This is a genomic window from Pseudomonas sp. GW823-FHT04A03, assembly GCF_058796615.1.
In genome coordinates this window covers 509,218-531,938 of sequence record NZ_JBXAIV010000001.1, presented here as the reverse complement: position 1 = coordinate 531,938, position 22,721 = coordinate 509,218, and the positions used below count along the sequence as shown (strand labels likewise).

Sequence of the window (22,721 nt, the reverse complement as noted above, 5' to 3'; positions counted from 1 at the left end):
CAGTGAGGCTGCTTCAATATTTTTTAGTCGTGACTGCCTTTGCATGCTTCACACCTTTCTGCTTCTCGGAACCGACGCACAAAGTCTCTTCGGGCATCATCTTATTCAATCAGTTAAAATTCAGAGATGCCCTCTCCGCGTTAGAAAAAGAGGCACAATCTGGAAGCGTCGAGTCTCAGTACTACTTAGGGGAGGCTCTGCGAAAACGCAATCGTTATATGACACCAGAAGCACAGCACTGGTATGAAACAGCGGCAGTGAATGGTTCCATATATGCAATGATCCAGTTAGGCCGCAAAAATGAAGATTTATGCAAGAGCATGGATAACTGTCCTGCCAGCGCCAAATCTCCTGTTGAGTGGCTCACACATGCCAAAGAGTTGCTGCTGGCAAAAGCCAACAACGGTGATCCTGAGTCGTTGTATCTAATGTATGAAATAACATTTGATCGCGTTTGGCTCGAAAAGTCTGCAAGTGCAGGATATGCCCTCGCCCAATACTGGATGGCGGTAAGTGAACGACAAGGTGAGGGTTTCTTTTTTATCCCAGGAAGACGTGACTCCTCTGTTAAAAACTGGCTTTTGCTTTCTTCTGAAGGCGGCTACCCCAAAGCAATGATGGATTATCTGGAAATACTACATACAGAAGGCGATACAGAGAGCATTCGTCATTGGCTTGAGTTGGCGGCTGAAACAGGTTACCAAGCAGCCGTAAGTAGTTACGGCGCTTATATCTCGCACACACCGGACAAAGTTGGCTATCCAATGGATATTGTCAAAGGTTATGCGCTTTATTCTCTACTGAAAGAACTTGATGGAGGTGGTGGAATAAAAAGGTTCGTCGAGAAGAAACTTGACAGCATTGCTGAAAAGATGACACCAGAACAAATTGAGCAATCAAAAGTTGTGGCAGAGCAGTGGAAAGCCACTCACCCACCACTCTCTTTCTTTCCTGACAAACTAGGTAACTAACACCAGTGCTGCTGCTACGCCACCTTGTTTTGGCATTAACCATTGCCACCTATACTGCGACCGGCTTAGCAACGCCACAAGGAAGTGAGCCAACTTTAGGCGTGAGTTTGTACAACCAGCTTAAAATTAGCTCAGCCATCTCCGAGCTGGAAAAGGAAGCACAATCTGGAAACGTGGAATCACAATATTACTTGGGTGAGGCTCTAAGGAAGCGCAATCGCTACATGTCTTCCGAAGCGCAACACTGGTATGAAACAGCTGCGAATAACGGCAACATTTACGCGATGATCCAGCTGGGCCGAAGTAGCCACGACCTCTGTCAACAAATGAAAAATTGCCCCTCGAGCGAGAAAAGTCCGGCTGAGTGGCTTGATAAAGCCAAAGGCTTAACATTTAGAAAAGCCAATGAAGGTGATCCCGAGTCTTTGTATTTAATGTACGAAGTGACACTGGATCGCGAATGGTTAGAAAAGTCCGCGCGTGCCGGTTATGCGCTTGCACAGTACTGGATGGCTATCGGCGACCGGCAAGGTGAGGGATTTTTTCTTATACCGGGAAAACGTGAAGAGGCCGTCAATCAGTGGTTGAAAATGGCTTCGGAGGGTGGAAACTCAAAAGCAATGTTGGAATACATTGAGATTCTTTATAAGAAAAATGATCTTGAAGGTGTCCGATACTGGCTTCAAGCCGCAGCTGAAACTGGGGATCAAAAAGCGATCAGCAGCTACGGCTCTTACATTGCCCATGCACCTGACCAGGTTGGTTACCCACTGGATCAAGTCAAGGGTTATGCACTAATCAGTCTACTGAAAGAGTTGGATGGTGGCGGTGCCATTCAAGAATTCGTCGAGGATACACTCGAAGAGATTGGAGGCAAGATGACTGCCGAACAGATTGAACGGTCAACAGCCGTGGCAAGGGAGTGGAAAGCCACCCACCCACCACTCTCCTTCTTCCCGGACAAGCTGAGCCGCTAATTTCAATGAAAGTTTTTAAATGCCTTTTTGTCGTTTCACTTTTAATCCTCAGTAAAACCTGCCTGGCAGAAAAAATGGAACAGCGACCTTCTGCCGGAATCATTCTATACAACCAACTAAAATATGACTCCGCCATTCCCTTTTTAACAACCGCTTCTGAAGCAGGCGATCACGAAGCGCAGTATTTTCTCGCGGAAGCATTACGAAAAAAGAATCACTATATGGATCCTGAAGCAAGGAAGTGGTACGAGGCTTCTGCAGAGCAAGGGGATCTATATGCAATGATACAGCTGGGCCGCATCGAAAATGACTTATGCGTTGTAACTAACGACTGCGAGCCCCCAAAAAAAAAGCCGATAGAATGGCTGAATCAAGCGAAAGAAATAGCTCAAAAAAGTGCTGACACCGGCGACGCTGAAGCAATGTTCATTATGTATGAAATTACTCTCGACGAGTCATGGCTGCTCAAATCCGCAACTGCAGGCGAAGCGCAGGCTCAATATTTAATTGCGGTCAGTTACAAACAAGGCGATGGTTTTTTCTTGCCTTGGAAGCGCTCTCAAGAAGTCGAAAAATGGTTCAAATTATCAGCTGAGAATGGAAATCCTAAGTCGATGCTGGAATACGCGGCCATTCTTTACGAAAAAGGTGATCTTGGTGGGTTTCGACATTGGAATGAGCAAGCTGCCTTAGTGAGTTATGCAGAGTCTGTTTATAACTATGGGTCATATCTTGCGCACGAACCTGATACATATGGTTTCCCTTACGACCCTGTGAAGGGATATTCGCTTGTGTCCTTGCTTCGCATCTTGGATGGAGGGGGCGGAATGCAAGTTAACGTCGAGTACAAGCTTCCAATAATTGCGACAAAGCTGACCAGCTCGCAAATTTCAGAAGCGAATGAACTATCCAAAAAGTGGGAATCGAGCCATCCTCCCCTGTCGTTCTTTCCTGACAAGTTAAGCCGATAAACCCTTGAAAAAAATCTTGTGACAGCAAGCACGAAAGCGTAGGAACCATCCAACACTTTCCTATGCGGGCAGGCCTAGATTCTAAGTCGAAGCTGTCCCATGGAATACGGAAATTAACGTATAGAAAAAGCGGAACGAGTGAAATGCATTAATGCCTCACTCCTTCCGCTTTTTAGTTACAGCATCAAACCGGCGCCTGCCAGTTCAACATTTTCTGCTGCGCAACCTGAAGCAAATCACTGCCATCCTGCGTCAGCAGGTACAGCGCATGGGTGATGTGGGGAATGTCCTGGACGTCGGCGTGTTTGAAGCACAGGCAGTGCAGGGTTTCGAGCAGATCGGCTGCGGCGCGGATGCGTTGCACGGCGGCTTCGAAGAGATCTTTCGGGTTGGCTTGGGTGTCGATGACCAGCGGTGCGCTGTCGGTGACGCCGCTGTTGAGCGGGAGATAGCGGGCGGAGCTTAATTTCAGGATTGGCATTGGAGTTACTCGATTAGGTTGTAAGTAACCGCCGACACCGTGACCAAACGATGGGGAGGCGGACTGTGCGCAGGCTTGGTCAACCGAGAACAACCCAACTCAGCACGCCCGAAGGCGACCCTGCACACAGCCGCCACTGCAATGCACTTCGAGGACATAGATGTCCAGGGAGCGAATAATGGCACACTTGTGAGGGCTGTTATTTTAGGTGACCAAACCTAAGCCGCTGATTTTGCAGCGACGCCAAACCATAACCGCCCCACTCCAGCCCCCGAAAGCAGACAAGGCATCCACCCTTGTAGGAATCCGCCGAGACTCCCCCACGAAACAATCCCCGCCCAGACAGCCGGCGTTCAGCCCGGTTAACCATCGCTTAACGCCGCGGTCAAAAACTCTACTGAACCGCACACCCTCAGCCCCTGGCTGACGCCCAGTGCGGCAGGTTTGGCTCGCAACATGCCGAACTCAATTTCCGTCGCACCGGAGTCCATCATGAACATTCGTCCGTTCCTGCTCACCACCGCCCTCGCCTGCACCGCGTTTGCCGGGCTGGCCCAGGCCAATGACACGTCCGCCAACGCGAAGGCCGTGCCTTACGAATACGGCATGCCGCTGCACGTCAGCAAAGTGATCTCGATGACCGAGCCGCAGACGCAGCAATGCAAGGTCATTACCGCCGACATGAAGTACCTCGACAACGCTGGTAAACCCGAGGAAATCAGTTACCGGAAAATGTCTGACGCCTGCAACTTCCAGAACTGACAGAAAGCTCTGATTTGCGGCTTCGCGGTAGGCGAGCACGGGTCTCGAAGGGTATGCTCGGGGCCCTCCTCACTGCCGCAAGGATTCGCCATGCAGTTGTCGTTTCGCACGTTGTCGACCCTCACCTTCTGCCTGTGTTTTCTGCTTTCTCTTGCATGGGGCCTGGCGCCACAGGTGTTGCTGGCGATCTGGAGCATCGAGTATTCGGAAGCAGCCGGATTCGTCGCTCGGCGCAGCGCGGTGCTGTTTGCGGCTTTGGGGGTGATGTTTTATCTGGTGCGCAACGCGCCGGTGTCGATCGCGCGCAATGCGCTGAGCAACGGCTTTATCGTCGGCTGTTTTGGCCTGGCGGTGCTGGGGTTTGCTGAATGGCTCAACGGCCACGCCGGCCCCGGGATTCTGCTCGCGGTGCTGGTCGAGTTCGCGCTGGGCCTTGGCTTCTTGCAGGCCCGGCGCGTGACGGTCGAACTGGGTGAAACAGTCGGTTAGACGACTCGGGATCGCGGCACTGAATGAGTTGCTGCGTGTTGCGCAAGATCCGAGCGCAACTCGGCGATCAGGCCGTTGATTTCGCGACAGCTGTTCAAGTGACTGGCATCGATGCCACTCACCAGCAGCTCAACCTGATCGGTCTGGTGATCGCCATACACTTTGACGGTCATCGACAGATCCGGGGACAGCGTGCACTGGCAGCGTTTTGGTAGAAAGCTGCTTTCTATGATGTTGCGGAGTTCCAAGGCAGACAGAAACATGGCGAAACCTCTCCTTACTGTGAGACTGCCAATCAAGTATTCACGTCGACCGTTGCCACGGCTTCCCACGGGTGTATCCCCGCTGAATCCCTGGGTGTGACAAGCGGCTGTACTGCGAAATGCCCATTGGAGTGTAGGCGCCCAAACTCGGTGCGCCGCACCAAATCAACGCATAAAACGTGCCTTTCATCGGGTCGCTTTCACCTCCTTGCAAATCAATGGCTTGAGAAAAAGGCAGGCCACTGGCCAGTTGCAAAATGCAAGATTCGATCGTGCAGACACTGCAATTTGCATGCGGCTGGCGGTTTGCATTCATCGCCTGTGACAGTGAGAATGCCCGTCAACCAACGTACACCCGCCAGGAGGCTTCAATGGGAAATTTCACTGCTTACGCAACCGCCGGCCTGATGCTCGCCAGCCTGTCCACCCTCACCCACGCCGCCAAACTTGAAGACACCGCGCCCTATCCGAAGGCCGAAGCGGGCTTCACGCGCCAGGTCATCCATCTGCCGCAACAGGCCCAGGAAGAAAACTTCAAAGTCGAAATCCTCGCCGGCAAGACCCTCGAAGTCGACTGCAACCGCCAGCGCCTGGGCGGCACCCTCGAAGAGAAAAACCTCGAAGGCTGGGGCTATCCGTTCTACCGCCTGGAAAAGGTCAGCGGCCCGATGAGCACGCTGATGGCTTGCCCACCCGGCACCCAGAAAAAGCGCGCGTTCGTGCCGGTGATCGGTGACGGTTTCACCGTGCGCTACAACAGCAAGCTGCCGATCGTGATTTACGCACCGCAGGACGTCGAAGTGCGCTTCCGCGTCTGGTCGGCCTCGGACAAGATTGGCGTGGCCATTCCCGAGTAACTTCAAGCCACTACGCCGCACGCCGCCGCTCGCTCGGCGACATGACGCAGGCTGTCGAAGTTGATATTGGCGCCGGAATCGATGGCGATGAACGTCTGATTCCGTGCGCCGGTTAGCGCCACGTACTGTTTTATGCCCGCGACCGCCAAAGCACCGGAAGGCTCGGTGATCGAGCGGGTATCGTCGTAGATGTTCTTGATCGCTGCGCAGAGTTCGTCGTTGCTGACGGTGATGACCTCATCCACGCAGAAGCGGCAAACCTCGAACCCGTAGGCGCCGATCTGCGCGACCGCCACGCCGTCGGCGAATGTGCCCACATTGGGCAGCACCACTCGCTCATCCGCTTGCATGGCAGCTTTCAGACAGGCCGAGTGCTCCGACTCGACGCCGATGATCCGCACCTCCGGTCGCAGGTATTTCACATACGCCGCGATGCCGGCGATCAACCCGCCACCACCCACCGGGACGAAGATCGCATCCAGTGCGCCTTGGTGCTCGCGCAGGATTTCCATCGCCACCGTGCCCTGGCCAGCGATCACATCGGGATCGTCGAATGGTGAGACGAAGGTTCGGCCGGTCTGCTCAGCCAGCTGCAGCGCGTGGGCCAGAGCAAAGGGAAAGCTTTCGCCATGCAGCAGCGCTTCGGCTCCGCGACTACTGACACCCAGCACTTTCAGCTCCGGGGTGGTTGCCGGCATCACAATGGTCGCGGCAATGCCCAGTTCCCGCGCCGCCAGCGCTACGCCTTGCGCATGATTGCCCGCCGACGCCGTGATCACCCCGCGCGCCTTCTGCCCATCACTCAGTTGCACCAGTTTGTTGTAGGCACCGCGGATCTTGAAGGAGAAGGTCGGTTGCAGGTCTTCGCGCTTAAGCAGGATCCGGTTGTCCAGCGCTTCGGACAGCGCCGGCGCCGGTTGCAGCGGCGTGCGCACCGCCAGTTCATACACCGGCGCTGCGAGGATCTTTTTCACGTACTGCTCAAGCAGGGCTTGCTGGGCGGGGCTGTAGCGCATGGTCGTCTCCTGACGTTTGATTCAGAACCCCGGAGACAGAAAATGAAAACCCGCCTCTAGGGCGGGTTGGGTGCTGCAGTCGTGAGCTAGCCCGCCAAATGAGGAATGGCGGTAATAATGCTTGGCTGGCAGCGCAGTACGGTGGAAATCATGGCCCCGAAATTAGCCCGGGCGCTGCTGGCAAGTCAATGGCGAATTTTGTGGCGGATCTGTAGGCTGGCCTTTCGCTCATCTGCCCAAGGAAGGAATACCTGATGTCCATCGCCCTGCCCCTCACCGCGTTGATCGCCTTCAGCGGCTATACCGTTTCCGTGATGCTGCAAGCCGAGCAATCGCTGATCGACTTCGGCATCAGCCTGATGTCGCGGCCCGACACAGCGCAAGTGGTGATTGATCTCTATCTGCTGGCAACCCTGGCCGGCGTCTGGATGTACAAGGACGCGCGCAAGCGTGGGCAGTCGGGCTGGTCGGTAGTGCCTTATCTGTTGCTGACGGCGGTGTTTGTTTCAGTCGGGCCGCTTTTGTACCTGGTGGTCCGCGGCCTGCAGGATCGCAAGCGTTCGGCCCCGGTCATTTCGCCAGACGCCTGAGCCCGAACAGCATCCCGCCCGCCCCCAGCAGCATCGCCGCCAGAAACAACGGGTACGACACCCACCACGGCGTGCCGGCGGTCATCATGCTGAATTCCGACATGCCGCCGATGCTCGCAATCAGGTTGAGCGGCAGGAACACCACGTTGATCAGCGTCAGTTTGCGCAGCAGGTTGTTCATGCTGTTGTTCATCAGGTTGCCCCGGGCGTCGATCAGCCCGGAGAACACCGTCGAGTAGATTTCCGCCTGTTTGTAGCACTGGTTGTTTTCGATGATCAGGTCGTCGATCAGGCCGATCGCTTCGCTGCCGAAATGCTGTTTTTCCGCGTGATTGCGCAACCGCGTGAGCACCGCGCCGTTACTGTGCAGGGCGTTGATGTAATAGATCAGGCTTTCGCTGAGGTTGAACATCTGCACCAGATGCTGGTTTTGCATCGAGGCGTTGAATTTCTGCTGCAACTCCCGGGCGACCAGTTTGATCACCTTCAAGTGCCCGAGGTAGTGATGGATGTTGTTGAACAGCAGGTCCAGCAACACATCCAGCGGCGTGTTCAGTGGTTGACGTGTGCCGACACCGTGCAGCGGCGTGTCGTCCGTGGCGATGACCAGCAACTGGCCCGGTGAGAACAGCAAACCGCAGGACGACACCTCGAACGCCAGGCTGCCGCCGCCGGAATAGTTTTCCGGGCGTTTCCAGATCAGAAACAAGTGATCGGGGTGAAACTCGATCCGTGAAACTTCGTCCGGGTCGAGCGCCGAGGCCAGCGCGTGTTCATCAAGTTTGAAGTGACTGTGCAGCAAGTCGCGCTCGGCAGCATCGGGATCGCTGAACAGCATCACCTCGGCGTCCAGCCGCTCGACCCGCTGCAAAACGCCGTGATTGAGTGCAAAGCTGTTGATCATCGACCGGTCACCAGGCCTGACCGCGGCGCTTGAGTTCGAGGCGCCGCACGAATTCTTCCAGTACCAGCGAATACAGATCGTCCTGCAAATAAGCGTCTTCGATGCCGGCGTCGAGGTTCGGGTTGTCGTTGACCTCGATCACCACCACCTTGTCGCCGGCCTGTTTCAGGTCAACTCCGTACAAGCCGTCGCCGATCAGGTTGGCGGTCTTCACCGCCAGCTCCACCACCGCGCGCGGCGCTTCGTGAATCGCCAGCGTGCGGCATTCGCCGTTGACGTCCTGGCCTTTGGCCTTGTGGTTGTAGATCTGCCAATGGCCCTTAGACATGAAGTACTGGCAGGCAAAGATCGGTTTGCGGTTAAGCACGCCGATGCGCCAGTCGTACTCGGTGTAGAAGAATTCCTGGGCCAGCAACAGCACCGAATGTTCGAACAGCTCGGCGGTGGCCTCCAGCAAAGCCTCTTGGCTCTCAACCTTGATCACGCCACGGGAGAAACATCCGTCGGGGATCTTCAGTACCAGCGGAAAACCGAGGCGCTCGCCGACCCGTTCGAAGTCTTCGGGTCGCTCCTTGTACAGGATTTCCGTGGCGGGCATGCCCAGTTGATGGCTGTTGAGCAGGTCGGTGAGGTAGACCTTGTTGGTGCAGCGCAGGATCGAGGTCGGGTCGTCCATCACCACCAGACCTTCACTTTCGGCCTTCTTGGCGAAGCGGTAAGTGTGGTTGTCGACGCTGGTGGTCTCGCGGATCAGCAGGCCGTCGTACTCGGCCAGCCTTGCGTAGTCCTTGCGTTCGATCAGCTCGACATCGATGCCCATGCCTTTGCCGACCCGCACAAAGTTTTCCAGCGCGCGGGCATTGGATGGCGGCAACGCCTCCTGCGGATCATGCAGGATCGCCAGGTCATAACGCGCCACTTGCGGCGAACGCGGAACACGCCAGACCTTGCGACTGAAGCCGTCCAGCGCATTGGCGAACTGATCTTCCTGATCGTCACGCAACTTGTGCAAGGCGCCGGACTTGATACCTTCGATGTGCCAGCCATTAGTTCGACGGAATTCAACTAACAGAATCGGGCACGGAAACACTTCAAACAATTGCCGGGCCAGATCCTGCAACGGCTCGATATGGGTTCTACCGAAATAAAGTGTCAGCGTAAAACCTTCGGTGTCGCTGTAGAGATGATGGCTGAGGGCTTTTTCCAGGGTTTTATCCAGGTCGTCCAGCGCCAGGCCGTAAAGGGATTTTCGCGTCAGTTCGCTGATGGTGCGTACAGACGGAATTACCTTGTGCCCCCGCGCTTCAGCCAGCAGCGAGCAGTAGTAGCCGTGGCCCAGGTACTTGTAGCTGCGGCACAGATTGATCACCTGTACCCGTTTTCCCGGCTCGCTGTCGGGGGGCTGTTCGAGGTATTCCTGGGCCGTCAGGATGTCTTCGCTGGGAAAGTACGAGGCCCAGTCTTCCTTGCGTTCGACGATGATCAACACTTGACTGGAAGTTCTGATCTGCGGTTTTAAATAAGTTGCCGGTGGCAAACTTTGACTGGATACTTCGCGCCAATGACCCTGTACCGCTGACATAGAAATTGATCCGTTGGAGAACAAGACCTTTTCTATTAAGCACGAAGTTTTTCGAAAGTCCCGTTTCGTTACGCAACTTTTACGGTGGTCATATGAATGCTGTTTTTCGCCTGGCGGTCGTTGAGGATTTGCCAGCATTGCTCACGCTGGAGATGCACTGTTTCACCACGGACCGGCTCACCCGCCGCAGTTTCCAATGGATGATCACCCGGGCCCACGGGCAATTGTGGGTGGCCGAACGTGAGGGCCAACTGGCCGGGTATGCGCTGGTGCTGTTTCATCGCGGCACCTCGCTGGCCCGGCTGTATTCGATTGCGATTGCTCCCGAGGCGCGCGGCGGCGGTCTGGGCAAGCAATTGCTGCAACGGATTGAGGCCTGCGCGCTCGAGCACGACTGCGCCTACCTGCGGCTGGAAGTGCGCACCGACAATCCCGCCGCCATCGCCCTGTACGAGCGCAACGGTTACCGGCGCTTTGCGCTGATCCATGACTACTACGAGGATCACGCCGACGCGCTGCGTCTGGAGAAACGCATTCTCCAGCACCGCGATTCGCGCAACATCAAGGTTCCCTATTACCGACAAACCACCGATTTCACCTGCGGCCCGGCCTGCCTGCTGATGGCCATGGGGGCGTTGCAGGTCGATCGCTTATTGGAGCGGCGCGAGGAATTGCAGCTGTGGCGCGAGGCAACCACGGTGTTCATGACGGCCGGCCATGGCGGTTGCAGCCCGCAGGGCCTGGCACTGGCGGCGTGGCGCCGAGGTTTTAAAGTGCGTTTGCAACTGAGCATGATCGGGCCGCTGTTTCTCGACGGCGTGCGTGATGCGCATAAAAAAGACGTCATGCGTCTGGTCCATGACGAGTTCATGGCGCAACTGAACGACACCGATGTCGATCAATCCATTGGCGTAACGATGGACTTACCCGCGCTACTGGCCAACGGTGGCCAGCCTCTGGTGCTCATCAGCAGCTATCGCCTGACCCGCTCCAAGTCGCCGCACTGGGTGATCGTCACCGACTGCGATGAAGACTTTGTCTACCTGCACGACCCGGATGTCGATCACAGCCAGCATCGCCAGCCCATGGACTGCCAGCACGTGCCGGTCAGCCATGGGGAGTTCGAGAAAATGTGCCGCTTCGGTCGAGGCAAGTTGCGGGCGGCGGTGGTGCTCTACGCCCGCTGACCCGCATGACGCATTTATTTGAGTCCGACCTTGTACAGCGAGCCATCGGACTCATCCGTCAGCACATACAGGTAACCATCCGGCCCCTGGCGCACATCACGGATCCGCTGTTTCAGTTCGCCCAGCAAGCGCTCTTCATGCACTACCTTGTCGCCGTCGAACTGCAGGCGGATCAGCTCCTGCGTCACCAGCGCACCGATGAACACGTTGTGCTGCCAGGGTTTGAAGCGATCGGCATCGTAGAAAGCCATACCAGTGACGCCCGGGGATTTTTCCCAGACATGGTGCGGCCCAACCGTGCCTTCGGCGGTCTTGCCCTTGGCTTCCGGGATCGGCTGCATGGAGTAATTGATGCCGTGGGTCGCCAGCGGCCAGCCGTAATTCTTGCCGCGTTCGATGATGTTCACCTCGTCGCCGCCGCGCGGGCCGTGCTCGTTTTCCCACAAGGTGCCGGTCCACGGATTGAGCGCGGCGCCCTGGGGATTGCGATGGCCGTAGGACCAGATCTCCGGGCGTACCCCGGACTGGCCGACAAAGGGATTGTCATCGGGCACCTTGCCGTCGGGGTAGATCCGCACGACCTTGCCTTGCAGCTTGTCCAGATCCTGCGCGGTCGGACGGTCGTTGTTTTCGCCCAGGGTGATGAACAGATAACCGTCCCGGTCGAACACCAGCCGCGAGCCGAAGTGATTGCCGACCGACAGTTTCGGTTCCTGACGGAAAATCACGATGAAGTCCTTCAGGGTTTTCAGGTCATCCGACAGACGCCCGCGCCCTACCGCCGTGCCGGCCTTGTCACCCGCTCCGCCGCCCTCGGCGTAGGACAGGTACACGAGGCGATCCTGTTTGAAATCCGGTGACAGCACCACATCGAGCAATCCGCCCTGCCCCTTGGCCCAGACGTCCGGTACACCGGTGATCGGCGCGGACAGCTTGCCGTCGGCGCCCACCACGCGCAGGTTGCCGGGGCGTTCGGTCACCAGCATGCCCTGACGATCCGGAAGGAAAGCCAAGGCCCATGGATGCTCGAGCCCTTGGGTAATCGTTGTGACTTCAAGGGTGCCCTGCTCGCTTTGCAGCTCTTTGGGAGCGGCAGCGAACGCCGGGGCGGCGATCAGCGCACTGGCACACAGGCCGGCCAGAAGGGTTTTACGCAACATGCACGATTCCTTTTGTTCGTTTGAAGGGCTGACAGAAACGGTTCTGCCATTCAACGGTTGCTCCCGCTGTCACGGGCTGGAGGATTGGGAATGAAGGTGGGTGACGTGCTCGGGACGGAGCGCAGCGGCTGGCCATTGCCGATACCACGGTTTTCCAGAGTCGGCGGCCGTGGCACAGGCACCGTATTCGGCCCGCGAACAGGCGGAGCGCTGGGCTGGGTGCCCTGCATGCTGTTGGGGTTCGCCCGGCGGATCGGGCTGTTGTAAGGATTGTTGCTTTTGCCGGTCGGACTTTGTGCCAGCAACAGCGATGAATGCGTGTTGGCGCCCTCGGCGTGAACCAGCCCGCCACTGAGGGCCAGCAACGCAATGCCAAGCAGGAAACGGTTCATGAGCGGCCTCTCTTGATGCGCTGTTTTGATGCGCGTGGATTAGAGCCTTCGAGTCCACGCTACGCCCAGGGTTCGGATTTGTTAACCCATCACAGCTAAACAAGATGTAACACGGCTTGACCTGCCGTTTACCACCGCCCCCGCAAACAACGGAAACTTTTACGCCGGGCCACGGGTCACCCGAACATCACTCGGAGAACAGCACCATGGCTCGGGCAATCTGGAAAGGCGCAATCAGTTTCGGTCTGGTGCACATCCCCGTGGCGCTGGTCTCGGCGACCTCATCCCAAGGCGTTGACTTTGACTGGCTCGACAGCCGCAGCATGGATCCGGTCGGCTATAAACGGGTCAACAAGGTCACCGGCAAGGAAGTCACCAAGGAGCACATCGTCAAAGGCGTGCAGTTCGAAAAAGGCCGCTATGTGGTGCTCAGCGAGGAAGAGATCCGTTCGGCGCACCCGGTGTCGACCCAGACCATCGACATCTTCGCCTTCGTCGACAGCGAGCAAATTCCGTTGCAGAACATCGACACGCCCTATTACCTGGCCCCGGACAAGCGCGGTGGCAAGGTCTACGCCTTGTTGCGTGAAACCCTGAGCAAAACCCAAAAGGTCGCCCTCGCCCGTGTGGTTTTACACACGCGTCAGTATCTGGCCGCGTTGATGCCCCTCGAGTCGGCACTGGTGCTGGTGAAACTGCGCTGGCCTCAGGAAGTGCGCAGCCTTGATGAGCTGGCACTGGGCAGCGAAGTGACTAAACCACAGCTGGCCAAGGGCGAACTGGACATGGCCAAACGACTGGTGGAAGACATGACGGCGGACTGGACGCCCGAGGACTACAACGACGAGTTCGAAAACAAGATCATGGCGCTGGTGGACAAAAAGGCCCATGAAGGCAAGATCGAAGACGTTGAGACGGTTTCCGGTGAAGAAGAGCGCAAATCGGCCGACGTTATCGACCTGACCGAACTGCTCAAGCGCAGCCTCGGCGGGAAATCCCCGGCCAAACCGGCGAAGAAGACTGCCAGCAAGACCACAGCGGCGAAGAAGACCAAAAAAGCATCGTGAAAATGAAATCGGGCGACTGTCTCTCAACAGTCGCCCGATTTGTCAGATCAGAATGAAGATCGCCAGCAGACCGCCGAAGATCGCCCACTTTTCCATGTAGTAGAGTTTGCGATTGCGCTTCTTCAGTTCTTTGCCGCGCAGGCGGATCTTGTAGATCTTGGTAAACAAGCGGTTGATGCCACCGGTGCGATCACCCGCGTCGTTCGGCGCACCGGCCGCCGACATCACGGTACGGCTGAACCAGCCGTTGAACGCCGCTGCCCAGCGATACTTCATCGGACGCTCGACGTCGCAGAACAGGATGATGCGGTTCTGGTCGGTGGTGTTTTCCGCGTAATGAATGAAGGTCTCGTCGAACATCACCGCTTCGCCATCACGCCAGTGATAGTTCTCGCCGTCGACGTTGATGTAGCAACCGGCGTCGTTCGGCGTTTCCAGGCCCAGGTGATAGCGGTACGAACCAGCGTATGGGTCACGGTGGCGCACCAGTTTCGAGCCCGGCGGCAATTCTGCAAACATCGCAGCCTTGATCGAGCCGATGCTCTGCACCAGTTCAGTGGTGCGCGGACACAGTTGCAGCGCCGACGGGTGGCTGTCGCCGTACCACTTCAGGTAGAAACGCTTCCAGCCCGTCTTGAAGAACGAGTTGAAACCGACGTCATCGTACTGGTTCGAGCGCTTGATTTCGCCGGCGCGCAGCAGATTGCGACCTTCTTCACGGATTTCTTCCCAGTGCGCCTGCAACGGGCTCAGATCGGGAAAGTCCTTCGGATCGAGGTACGGGGTGTTGGGCTTTTTCGAGAACAGATAAAGGAAGCAGTTGATCGGTGCCAGAAACGAAGAGTGATCGCTCAGTTGACGACCGATTTTGTGGCGCACGCGACCGCGCAGGTGAACGTATGCAATGGAAATGACATATACAGCGGCAATGATGAGTTTCACGGAAATCGTCACACGTCAGAAGTGAACAAACTGCGCGCCTTTAGGGCTGTGGCCCAAGGTCTGTGGCAGTGTCTGAAATCAAAAAAACGTCCCGATGGCGCATCCTTGAGCCCATGCCGGACAAGGCATTGGGTGAATGGATGGCATTTTAGCCACAGTTTGTAAGCAATAGTGAACCTTCATCTGTGAAAAACTGTCCCGCGATAGCGCCAAACGGCAATCGGGATGTCACTGCCCTATCGTTTAAAGAGCCAGACCAGTACAATCGCCGCCAAACTTTACGCGCCCCCCTTGGTTGATGACGGGATTGTCCCGCCTCAGCGCACTTCGACTCGGGCCAAGCGCTCCGGCTGCACCCTCGCTACTCAGCACGCTTCGCAGGAAAAACCTTTGATTTCTACAGCTAACATCACCATGCAGTTCGGCGCCAAGCCGCTGTTTGAAAACGTTTCGGTCAAATTCAACGGCGGCAACCGCTACGGCCTGATCGGCGCCAACGGTTGCGGCAAGTCGACCTTCATGAAAATCCTCGGCGGCGACCTCGAGCCGTCCGGTGGCCAGGTCATGCTGGAGCCGAACGTACGCCTGGGTAAATTGCGCCAGGATCAGTTCGCCTACGAAGAATTCACCGTGATCGACACCGTGATCATGGGTCACGAAGAGCTGTGGAAGGTCAAGGCCGAGCGCGATCGCATCTACTCGCTGCCGGAAATGAGCGAAGAAGACGGCATGGCCGTGGCCGAGCTGGAAACCGAGTTCGCCGAGATGGACGGTTACACCGCCGAATCCCGCGCCGGTGAACTGCTGCTGGGTCTGGGCATTCCGCTGGAACAGCATTTCGGCCCGATGACCGAAGTCGCGCCGGGCTGGAAACTGCGTGTTCTGTTGGCTCAGGCACTGTTCTCCGATCCGGAAGTGCTGTTGCTCGACGAACCGACCAACCACCTGGACATCAACACCATCCGCTGGCTGGAAACGATTTTGACGGCGCGTAACAGCACCATGATCATCATTTCCCACGACCGTCACTTCCTGAACAGCGTCTGCACCCACATGGCCGACCTGGACTACGGCGAGCTGCGTCTGTTCCCGGGCAACTACGACGAGTACATGACCGCGGCGACCCAGTCCCGCGAGCAACTGCTGTCGGACAACGCCAAGAAGAAAGCCCAGATCGCCGAACTGCAAACGTTCGTCAGCCGCTTCTCGGCCAACGCCTCGAAAGCCAAGCAGGCCACTTCCCGCGCCAAGCAGATCGACAAGATCCAGCTGGCCGAGGTCAAGCCATCGAGCCGCGTGAGCCCGTTCATCCGTTTCGAACAGACCAAGAAACTGCACCGCCAGGCCGTGACCATCGAGCAGATGTCCAAGGGCTTCGACGGCAAGACCCTGTTCAAGAACTTCAGCTTCACCGTTGAAGCCGGCGAGCGCGTAGCGATCATCGGCCCGAACGGTATCGGCAAGACCACCCTGCTGCGCACGCTGATGGGCGAACTGACCCCGGACGCAGGCACGGTGAAGTGGACTGAAAGCGCGGAGCTGGGCTACTACGCTCAGGACCACGCTCACGACTTCGAAGACGACGTCAGCCTGTTCGACTGGATGGGTCAGTGGACTCAGGGCGAGCAAGTGATCCGTGGCACCCTCGGTCGCATGCTGTTCTCCAACGACGAGATCCTCAAGTCGGTGAAGGTGATTTCCGGTGGTGAGCAGGGTCGCATGCTGTTCGGCAAGCTGATCCTGCAAAAGCCGAACGTTCTGGTAATGGACGAACCGACCAACCACCTGGACATGGAGTCGATCGAGGCGCTTAACCTGGCGCTGGAAAACTACCCGGGCACGCTGATCTTCGTCAGCCACGACCGTGAGTTCGTATCGTCCCTGGCCACCCGCATCATCGAGCTGAGCCCGAACGGCGTGACCGACTTCAGCGGCACCTACGACGATTACCTGCGCAGCCAAGGCGTAGTGTTCTGAGTCGAATCGAGCGGTAAACAGAAAGCCCTGTCCTTGTGACAGGGCTTTTTTTTCGTCGAGGAAAAGATCGTTAGCCTGCTTCCTTTTACTCCAGCGCCACGCCATGATGCGGACTCTCCCACCGCCCCCGCGAACGAGTCCTCATGTCTGCGCAGCAACAGCCACCGCAAAGCTCCATGGCGATCACCCTGCAGATCGTCTCCATCGTTTTCTATACCTTTGTCGCCTTCCTCTGCATCGGCCTGCCGATTGCGGTGCTGCCCGGTTACGTGCACGAACAACTGGGTTTCAGTGCCGTGATCGCGGGGCTGGTGATCGGTTCGCAATACCTGGCCACCCTGCTCAGCCGGCCCATGGCCGGGCGCATGTCGGATACCGTCGGGACCAAACGGGCGATTGTTTACGGCTTGTCGGGGATCGTACTCAGCGGCTTGTTGACGCTTGTCTCTACGATGCTGCAGGACTTCCCGCTGACGAGCCTGATCATCCTGATCGCCGGGCGCTTGCTGCTCGGTATCGCGCAAGGGTTGATCGGCGTCGGCACCATCAGTTGGTGCATGGGTCAGGTAGGGGCGGAACATACCGCCCGCTCCATCGGCTGGAACGGCATTGCCTCTTATGGCGCCATCGCCATCGGCGCGCCGTTGGGTGTGCTGATGGTGGCCGACTACGGCTTTACCAGCCTCGGGATCGCGCTCTCGGTATTGGCCGCTGGCGCCCTGTTACTGATCCGCAACAAGCCTTCGGTGCCGGTGGTGCGCGGCGAACGCCTGCCGTTCTGGAATGTATTCGGACGCATTGCACCGTTCGGCGCCAGTCTGAGCCTGGCTTCGATCGGTTACGGCACCCTGACCACCTTCATCACCCTGTATTACCTCAATCGCGGCTGGACCGGCGCGGCGTACTGCCTGACGGTGTTCGGTGTGTGCTTCATCCTGTCGCGACTGCTGTTCATTTCAGCCATCGCACGTTTTGGCGGTTTTGCGTCCGCCATCGCCTGCATGGCCATCGAGACCGTCGGCCTGTTGCTGCTGTGGCTCGCACCCTCGACCGCGTACGCCTTGATCGGCGCTGGTCTGGCCGGATTCGGTCTGTCGCTGGTATACCCGGCGCTCGGCGTTGAAGCGATCAAGCAGGTGCCCAACTCCAGCCGTGGTGCCGGGCTGGGTGCTTATGCGGTGTTTTTCGATCTGGCACTGGCGATTGCCGGCCCGTTGATGGGCGCGGTGGCGTTGAATCTGGGGTATTCGTGGATTTTCCTGATCGCAGCACTGCTGTCCGTGACCGGACTGGCGTTGACGTTGTGGCTCAAGCGCCGGGCCATGGCGTGAACACTCACTGATCCGCCGTCTGCATCCCCGCGCGGGTCGGCCTGCCCAAGGCATGGGAGAAGAACCGCCCGGCCTCGGATATCAGGTTGCGGTGGATGTCTTCGCGATCCACGCCATCGGCATCGGTGCACAGCGCAGGCATGGCGAGGATCTGTTCTTCGGTGCACGGTGCCATGAATACGAAGTGCCCTGCGCCGGCCAGCAACTTGAAGTCCGGCGCAGTCGGCAGTTTACGCGCCAGGGCTGCAGCATTTTTGTCGAAGGCCACCAGTTTGTCGCCGTCGCCGCTGTAGAGCAGCACCGGCACATGCACATCGGCCAGGGTGTGGCGGCCGAATTTAAGACTCAACGGCGCCATCAGCAGCAACGCATGCACGCGCGGATCGGCCACCGGTTGCAGATCGTCGCGATCGACAATCAACTCTCCCTGGGTATTGCAGGCGTCGCGATCGTCCGGGCGCTCCTGGCAGTAACGGCGCAGACGATCCAGATCCGGCTGTGCGCCGGACAGAATCAACGCGGTCTCGCCCCCTGCCGAATAGCCGATCACGCCAACCTGTTCAGCGTTCACATAAGGCGCGAGCATACGGTCGCCCAACGTGGCGGTAATGGCTTCGGAAATCTGGATCGGCCGGCCATAAAGGTTGCTCAGTGTGCCGAGGCGGCTGTGATCCTTGGAGTTGTCGCCGGGGTGAATCACCGCCACCACCACAAAACCCTTGCGTGCCAGTGACGTGGCCAGGTCATGCAGCGCCAGTGGCGTGCCGGTGTTGCCGTGGGACAGCATCAGCATCGGGAAGCGGCCGATGGCGACTTTGGTGTCTTCGCCGGCCTCGACCGAATAGCCTTCGAGCAGGCTCATGTGTTCGCGGTCGCTGGAGGGGTAGAACGCGATGGCGCGCATCGGTTGCAGGTCGAGCGGGTCAAGGAACGTCATCTCGTGATAGCCGACGCTCCAGCGCGGGTGTTGCCCGGGCGCAGCGTGCACTGAATTCAGGCTGCCGAGCAGGCAAATCAGTAACGCTGCACAAAGACGCATCATGGGATGCCCCACCCTGTTGTTACTCAATCGAAAGATCCGTTGTGTTCGACGCCCGAAATTCCGAGGTTCGGTGATCCGGCGCGGCGTTGCACTCAGACGTTGATCATCGGACTGCATAACCCGGGCCAGATTATGTAACAGTCAGAAACAAAAAACTCCGTATCTGGCCCTTGCAGAACCAGAATACAGAGTTTTTTTGAGATTGCCTGAACAGCAGCTGTTCTTTACGCAAGCCTTACGCGGCGGCGAACAGTTGCTCGCTGATCTTCGCTTGGGCAGCGCTCATGGCGTTATTGCGCACTTCTTCGCCATAGGCCAGGCCTTCGGCACGGACGACTTCGATGTCGGTGATGCCGAGGAAGCCGAAGACCAGTTTCAGGTAGTCTTCGTGAGCCACGCCCGAAGCCTGACCGGCGTGGATGCCGCCAGCGGTGGACACGATCACCACTTTCTTGCCACCGCACAGGCCTTCAGGGCCGGCTTCGGTGTAACGAAAAGTCTGGCCGGCAACGGCGATTCGGTCGATCCAGGCTTTGAGCTGGGTTGGTACGGTGAAGTTGTACATCGGTGCAGCGACGACGATGGCGTCGGCGGCGATGAATTCGGCCAGGGTGGTGGCGCTCAGTTCGGCTTCGTGCTGTTGTGCGGCGTTGCGCAGTTCAGCGGTGGTGCCGGCGGCAACCAGAGTGGTCGACGAGAAGTGGCTGATGGCGTCGGCGGCCAGGTCGCGGTAGGTCACGACAGCGCTTGGCTCGGCGGCTTGCCAGGCTTGAGTCACTTGACTGCTCAGCTGACGGGAAGCGGAGTTGTCGCCCAGAATGCTCGAATCGATGTGCAGCAGTTTCATGTGGAATCTCCTGGAATGAATCGCCGGTGGCGACGGAATGGAGACAATCCTACCGACGAAACCAATAGCTGATTAGACGGCAACAATGCGATAGTTCGTCCCACTGATAGAACAGTCGGATTTCCCCATGCAAGACCTCAACGATCTCTACTATTTCGCCAAAGTGGTCGAGGCCGGCGGATTCGCCGCCGCCGGCCGCTTGCTGGGCATTCCCAAGTCACGCCTCTCGCGGCGCATCGCCGAGCTGGAAGAACGCCTGGGCGCACGTTTGCTGCAACGCACCACTCGCCAACTGAAGCTGACGGCGGTCGGCGAACGCTATTTGCGTCACTGTCAGGCCATGCTGCTGGAAGCGGAAATGGCCGATGAAACGGTCGCCAGCATGTCCAGCGAACCTCGTGGACGCCTGCGGGTCTCAAGCCCCACGGGACTGGCCCATGAAATGCTGCCGGTGGTGATCAGCAATTTCCTTGGCAAATACCCCCAGGTGCAGTTGGAAGTCACTCTGATCAATCGCCGGGTCGACCTGATTACCGAAGGCATCGACGTCGCCCTGCGCGTGCGTGAGCACGGCGACGAAGAACCGATGCTGGTGACCCGCCGACTGCGGCAAGCGCAAATGGTGGTGGTAGCGAGCCCTTCCTTTATACAGGGCGTGGAAATCAACCATCCGCAGGACTTGAAGAACCTGCCGGTGCTGGGCGCTCTGGAGGCCGATCGCATGGTGCATGTGCGCCTGCTCGATCAGCACGGCAAGAGTTGCGATCTGGCGCTGGAAGCCCGGCTGGGGATCGACGATTTCATTGTGCGCAAGGCGTGTGTGCTGGCCGGCCAGGGTTTCACTCTGTTGCCGATGATGTATTGCGAAGCGGAGTTGAACAACGGCACGCTGGTGCAATTGCTGCCGGGCTGGTCACTGCCCGGCGGCTGGCTGCAAGCGGTGTATCCGCATCGACGCGGGGTGATGCCGGCGGTGCGCGCGTGGATCGATCATCTGGTCGAATCGTTCAATGCCTGTGGAGAACGGCTGTTATGAAACAAGGAAAGATGAGCGAGCAGGATGTCGCGGAGTTCTGCCTGGCCCTGCCCGGTGCCCGGGAAGACTACAAATGGGGTGGCGTGCGGGTATTTTCGATCGCCGGCAACAAGATGTTCGCCTTGCAGGGGCTGCGTGGCGATTCGCTGGCGTTCAAGGTCGACAAGGATCTGTTTCTCGGTCATTGCGACCGTCCGGGCATTCACCCGGCGCCGTATCTGGCCCGGGCGCAATGGATCATCATGCACCCGCCCTACCCGCTGGGCGCCGAGGAGTTGCAAGGATTGCTGCAGCGCTCCCATCAACTGGTGGTGAGCAAGTTGCCCAAGCGCGTGCAGGTCGGGCTGTTGCTCTAGAACAGCGCCAGCAGGTTCGAACCGAGGAACAACTGGTCGATCCAGAACACCTGGTGCAACGCCACGATCATCCAGAACAACACCTGAAACGACACCTTGCGCGTCTTGTGCCGGAAGACCTGCTGGGCGATCAATGCGCCCGGCCAGCCACCCGCCAGTTCCACTGCGTGCAGGATGTTTTCCGGAGTGCGCCAGGCATCAGCGCGCGCCTTGCGCTTGTCGGCCCAGTACAGGAAAAACGCCAGCACGCTGACCAGCCCGTAAGCGGTCAGCGGTACCAAAGAAATCCCGCGCAGCCACATCGACAGCGAGCCGGACAACGGCAACGCGCAGACGATCAGCAGCACCACCAGCTTCAATTTCAGATGCTGGATATTGCCACCGGAAGAACCGCGATCCGGGCGGCGTGCGCGGGAATCACTCATGCCTTGGCTGCTGTCCAGTCGACCCAGCCGAACTGCCAGGTCGCCAGAATCACCAGACCGAAGATGATCCGATACCAGGCGAACGCCGCGTAGCTGTGGCTGCCGATGAACTTGAGCAGGCCGCGCACCGCGATCATGGCGAAGATGAAGGCCGTGACAAAACCAATGGCGAACACCGGGAAGTCTGCCGGAACGAAAAGGTCGCGATACTTGTAGCCCGAATACACCGCCGCACCGACCATGGTCGGCATCGCCAGGAAGAACGAAAACTCGGTGGCCGTCTTGCGCGACAGGCCGAACAACAGGCCACCGATGATGGTCGAGCCGGAACGCGAGGTGCCGGGGATCATCGCCAGGCACTGGGCGAAGCCGATCTTCAGTGCATCCGTCCAGCGAATCTCGTCGACCGTTTCGGCGTGAACTTCATGCTGACGCTGCTCGGCCCACAACATCACGATGCCGCCTACCACCAGCGCAGCGGCAACTGTGATCGGGTTGAACAGGTAATGGTGGATCAGGTCGGCGAAGATCACGCCCAACACCACGGCGGGCATGAAAGCGATCAGCAGGTTGACGGTGAAGCGCCGCGCACTCGGCTGGGTCGGCAAGCCGATGACCACGTCGAGAATCTTGCGCCGAAACTCCCAGACCACCGCGAGAATCGCGCCGAGCTGAATGATGATGTTGAACGCCATGGCCCGCTCGCCTCCGAAATCGAGCAAGTCGGCAACAATGATCTGGTGTCCGGTACTGGAAATGGGCAAAAACTCCGTCAGCCCCTCTACAACTCCAAGAATTAGTGCCTGCAAGGCCGTCCAAAGATCCATCAATCCCCCAGAGAGCGATGCTCAGTGGCATGCTCCGATAGTATTTTTTTACGTTCACTTCGTTCAGCGTAGCTAGTTGTAGCTGTACCGATTCCGCACGCGCAGGATCCACACGAAACAGTCAAAATTCCGTGAAAAATCAATTCGGATTCAGGTTTTCACGCGCGGAGCCGAAATCTTAACAGACAAGCCGTAATAGCGCTGCCGCGTTCTACGACTTGGGTCGCGTATGCCCGATCACTGAAACGTGGTTGGATGCTGGCGGTGGT

25 protein-coding genes and 1 pseudogene are annotated in these 22,721 nt (G+C 57.9%); 13 read left to right on the top strand and 13 right to left on the bottom strand.

Annotated features, from left to right (window positions below; translation table 11 throughout):
- Nucleotides 1–2: 2 nt before the first annotated feature.
- From AC1Q9F_RS02315 to AC1Q9F_RS02305, 3 genes are read left to right on the top strand one after another with little or no spacing between them, the layout of a single operon-like run.
- Nucleotides 3–971, top strand: a complete 969-nt coding sequence (locus AC1Q9F_RS02315) for a tetratricopeptide repeat protein (protein WP_492619111.1) — start codon at nt 3–5, stop codon at nt 969–971.
- A 5-nt stretch (nt 972–976) separates the two neighbouring features.
- Entirely contained in the window at nt 977–1,948 is a 972-nt protein-coding gene (locus AC1Q9F_RS02310) for a tetratricopeptide repeat protein (RefSeq protein ID WP_492619112.1), read from the top strand.
- 5 nt (nt 1,949–1,953) lie between these two features.
- Nucleotides 1,954–2,919 carry a tetratricopeptide repeat protein gene (locus tag AC1Q9F_RS02305; protein ID WP_492619113.1) on the top strand — a complete coding sequence of 322 codons (966 nt, stop codon included), beginning with the start codon at nt 1,954–1,956 and terminating at the stop codon, nt 2,917–2,919.
- 184 nt (nt 2,920–3,103) lie between these two features.
- Here AC1Q9F_RS02305 and AC1Q9F_RS02300 read toward each other — a convergent pair whose 3' ends face one another.
- A complete protein-coding gene (locus AC1Q9F_RS02300; RefSeq protein WP_025109577.1) occupies nt 3,104–3,400 on the bottom strand; it encodes a hypothetical protein in 297 nt (98 codons plus the stop codon).
- Between the two features lie 362 nt (nt 3,401–3,762).
- Nucleotides 3,763–3,900, bottom strand: a complete 138-nt coding sequence (locus AC1Q9F_RS02295) for a hypothetical protein (RefSeq protein ID WP_492619114.1) — start codon at nt 3,898–3,900, stop codon at nt 3,763–3,765.
- Here AC1Q9F_RS02295 and AC1Q9F_RS02290 point away from each other — a divergent pair.
- Nucleotides 3,893–4,162, top strand: a complete 270-nt coding sequence (locus AC1Q9F_RS02290; protein WP_273903077.1) for a DUF2790 domain-containing protein — start codon at nt 3,893–3,895, stop codon at nt 4,160–4,162. The two genes, AC1Q9F_RS02295 and AC1Q9F_RS02290, sit on opposite strands and share 8 nt — an antisense overlap.
- 90 nt (nt 4,163–4,252) lie before the next feature.
- Nucleotides 4,253–4,651 (top strand): hypothetical protein, encoded by a 399-nt coding sequence (locus tag AC1Q9F_RS02285; protein ID WP_262192602.1) that lies wholly within the window; start codon nt 4,253–4,255, stop codon nt 4,649–4,651.
- Here the strand turns inward: AC1Q9F_RS02285 and AC1Q9F_RS02280 are convergent.
- A complete protein-coding gene (locus tag AC1Q9F_RS02280) occupies nt 4,648–4,914 on the bottom strand; it encodes a DUF1652 domain-containing protein (RefSeq protein WP_492619115.1) in 267 nt (88 codons plus the stop codon). The genes AC1Q9F_RS02285 and AC1Q9F_RS02280 overlap by 4 nt on opposite strands.
- Before the next feature lie 371 nt (nt 4,915–5,285).
- Here AC1Q9F_RS02280 and eco point away from each other — a divergent pair, with 371 nt between their 5' ends.
- On the top strand, nt 5,286–5,771 hold the full coding sequence (gene eco, locus AC1Q9F_RS02275; protein WP_492619116.1) for a serine protease inhibitor ecotin: 486 nt from the start codon (nt 5,286–5,288) through the stop codon (nt 5,769–5,771).
- A gap of 26 nt (nt 5,772–5,797) precedes the next feature.
- On the opposite strand, the pseudogene ilvA reads toward eco, so the two are convergent.
- A pseudogene (gene ilvA / locus AC1Q9F_RS02270) lies at nt 5,798–6,787 on the bottom strand (threonine ammonia-lyase, biosynthetic); the annotation flags it as partial.
- Between the two features lie 251 nt (nt 6,788–7,038).
- On the opposite strand from ilvA, the gene AC1Q9F_RS02265 reads away from it, so the two are divergent.
- A complete protein-coding gene (locus tag AC1Q9F_RS02265; RefSeq protein ID WP_440811836.1) occupies nt 7,039–7,377 on the top strand; it encodes a DUF2834 domain-containing protein in 339 nt (112 codons plus the stop codon).
- On the opposite strand, the gene AC1Q9F_RS02260 is transcribed toward AC1Q9F_RS02265, so the two are convergent.
- Together AC1Q9F_RS02260 and AC1Q9F_RS02255 are read right to left on the bottom strand one after the other, a co-directional pair.
- Nucleotides 7,358–8,281 carry a magnesium transporter CorA family protein gene (locus tag AC1Q9F_RS02260; protein WP_492619117.1) on the bottom strand — a complete coding sequence of 308 codons (924 nt, stop codon included), beginning with the start codon at nt 8,279–8,281 and terminating at the stop codon, nt 7,358–7,360. The genes AC1Q9F_RS02265 and AC1Q9F_RS02260 overlap by 20 nt on opposite strands.
- A 7-nt stretch (nt 8,282–8,288) precedes the next feature.
- Nucleotides 8,289–9,863, bottom strand: a complete 1,575-nt coding sequence (locus AC1Q9F_RS02255) for a RimK family ATP-grasp domain-containing protein (protein ID WP_134826748.1) — start codon at nt 9,861–9,863, stop codon at nt 8,289–8,291.
- A gap of 92 nt (nt 9,864–9,955) precedes the next feature.
- Between AC1Q9F_RS02255 and AC1Q9F_RS02250 the strand changes: the two genes are divergently transcribed.
- The gene (locus tag AC1Q9F_RS02250) at nt 9,956–11,050 is read left to right on the top strand and encodes a GNAT family N-acetyltransferase/peptidase C39 family protein (protein WP_492619118.1); all 1,095 of its coding nucleotides are present in this window, start codon (nt 9,956–9,958) and stop codon (nt 11,048–11,050) included.
- 14 nt (nt 11,051–11,064) lie between these two features.
- Here the strand turns inward: AC1Q9F_RS02250 and AC1Q9F_RS02245 are convergent, their stop codons facing one another.
- Nucleotides 11,065–12,210, bottom strand: a complete 1,146-nt coding sequence (locus AC1Q9F_RS02245; RefSeq protein WP_492619119.1) for a PQQ-dependent sugar dehydrogenase — start codon at nt 12,208–12,210, stop codon at nt 11,065–11,067.
- A 50-nt stretch (nt 12,211–12,260) separates the two neighbouring features.
- Entirely contained in the window at nt 12,261–12,602 is a 342-nt protein-coding gene (locus AC1Q9F_RS02240; RefSeq protein ID WP_492619120.1) for a hypothetical protein, read from the bottom strand.
- A 206-nt stretch (nt 12,603–12,808) separates the two neighbouring features.
- Here AC1Q9F_RS02240 and ku point away from each other — a divergent pair, with 206 nt between their 5' ends.
- Entirely contained in the window at nt 12,809–13,669 is an 861-nt protein-coding gene (gene ku, locus AC1Q9F_RS02235; RefSeq protein WP_492619121.1) for a non-homologous end joining protein Ku, read from the top strand.
- Between the two features lie 42 nt (nt 13,670–13,711).
- Here the strand turns inward: ku and lpxO are convergent, their stop codons facing one another.
- Nucleotides 13,712–14,611: a lipid A hydroxylase LpxO gene (gene lpxO / locus AC1Q9F_RS02230; protein ID WP_127798055.1), complete on the bottom strand. Its 900-nt coding sequence runs from the start codon at nt 14,609–14,611 to the stop codon at nt 13,712–13,714.
- Nucleotides 14,612–15,001: 390 nt separating this feature from the next.
- On the opposite strand from lpxO, the gene AC1Q9F_RS02225 reads away from it, so the two are divergent.
- Together AC1Q9F_RS02225 and AC1Q9F_RS02220 are read left to right on the top strand one after the other, a co-directional pair.
- Nucleotides 15,002–16,588: an ABC-F family ATPase gene (locus tag AC1Q9F_RS02225; RefSeq protein ID WP_115077870.1), complete on the top strand. Its 1,587-nt coding sequence runs from the start codon at nt 15,002–15,004 to the stop codon at nt 16,586–16,588.
- A 143-nt stretch (nt 16,589–16,731) separates the two neighbouring features.
- The gene (locus tag AC1Q9F_RS02220; RefSeq protein ID WP_492619122.1) at nt 16,732–17,919 is read left to right on the top strand and encodes an MFS transporter; all 1,188 of its coding nucleotides are present in this window, start codon (nt 16,732–16,734) and stop codon (nt 17,917–17,919) included.
- 4 nt (nt 17,920–17,923) lie between these two features.
- Here AC1Q9F_RS02220 and AC1Q9F_RS02215 read toward each other — a convergent pair whose 3' ends face one another.
- Complete coding sequence (locus AC1Q9F_RS02215) at nt 17,924–18,961, bottom strand: alpha/beta hydrolase family protein (RefSeq protein ID WP_007957461.1); 1,038 nt, start codon at nt 18,959–18,961, stop codon at nt 17,924–17,926.
- A gap of 235 nt (nt 18,962–19,196) precedes the next feature.
- Nucleotides 19,197–19,808, bottom strand: coding sequence for an FMN-dependent NADH-azoreductase (locus AC1Q9F_RS02210; RefSeq protein WP_085745771.1), 612 nt, complete (start codon nt 19,806–19,808; stop codon nt 19,197–19,199).
- 127 nt (nt 19,809–19,935) lie between these two features.
- Here AC1Q9F_RS02210 and AC1Q9F_RS02205 point away from each other — a divergent pair, with 127 nt between their 5' ends.
- On the top strand, nt 19,936–20,844 hold the full coding sequence (locus AC1Q9F_RS02205) for a LysR substrate-binding domain-containing protein (RefSeq protein WP_207982634.1): 909 nt from the start codon (nt 19,936–19,938) through the stop codon (nt 20,842–20,844).
- Nucleotides 20,841–21,200 carry an MmcQ/YjbR family DNA-binding protein gene (locus AC1Q9F_RS02200; protein WP_127798052.1) on the top strand — a complete coding sequence of 120 codons (360 nt, stop codon included), beginning with the start codon at nt 20,841–20,843 and terminating at the stop codon, nt 21,198–21,200. The genes AC1Q9F_RS02205 and AC1Q9F_RS02200 overlap by 4 nt, the downstream gene beginning before the upstream one ends.
- Here the strand turns inward: AC1Q9F_RS02200 and AC1Q9F_RS02195 are convergent.
- A complete protein-coding gene (locus AC1Q9F_RS02195) occupies nt 21,197–21,625 on the bottom strand; it encodes a DUF1294 domain-containing protein (RefSeq protein ID WP_492619123.1) in 429 nt (142 codons plus the stop codon). The two genes, AC1Q9F_RS02200 and AC1Q9F_RS02195, sit on opposite strands and share 4 nt — an antisense overlap.
- Nucleotides 21,622–22,452, bottom strand: a complete 831-nt coding sequence (locus tag AC1Q9F_RS02190) for an undecaprenyl-diphosphate phosphatase (RefSeq protein ID WP_179695096.1) — start codon at nt 22,450–22,452, stop codon at nt 21,622–21,624. The genes AC1Q9F_RS02195 and AC1Q9F_RS02190 overlap by 4 nt, the downstream gene beginning before the upstream one ends.
- Between the last annotated feature and the right edge of the window lie 269 nt (nt 22,453–22,721).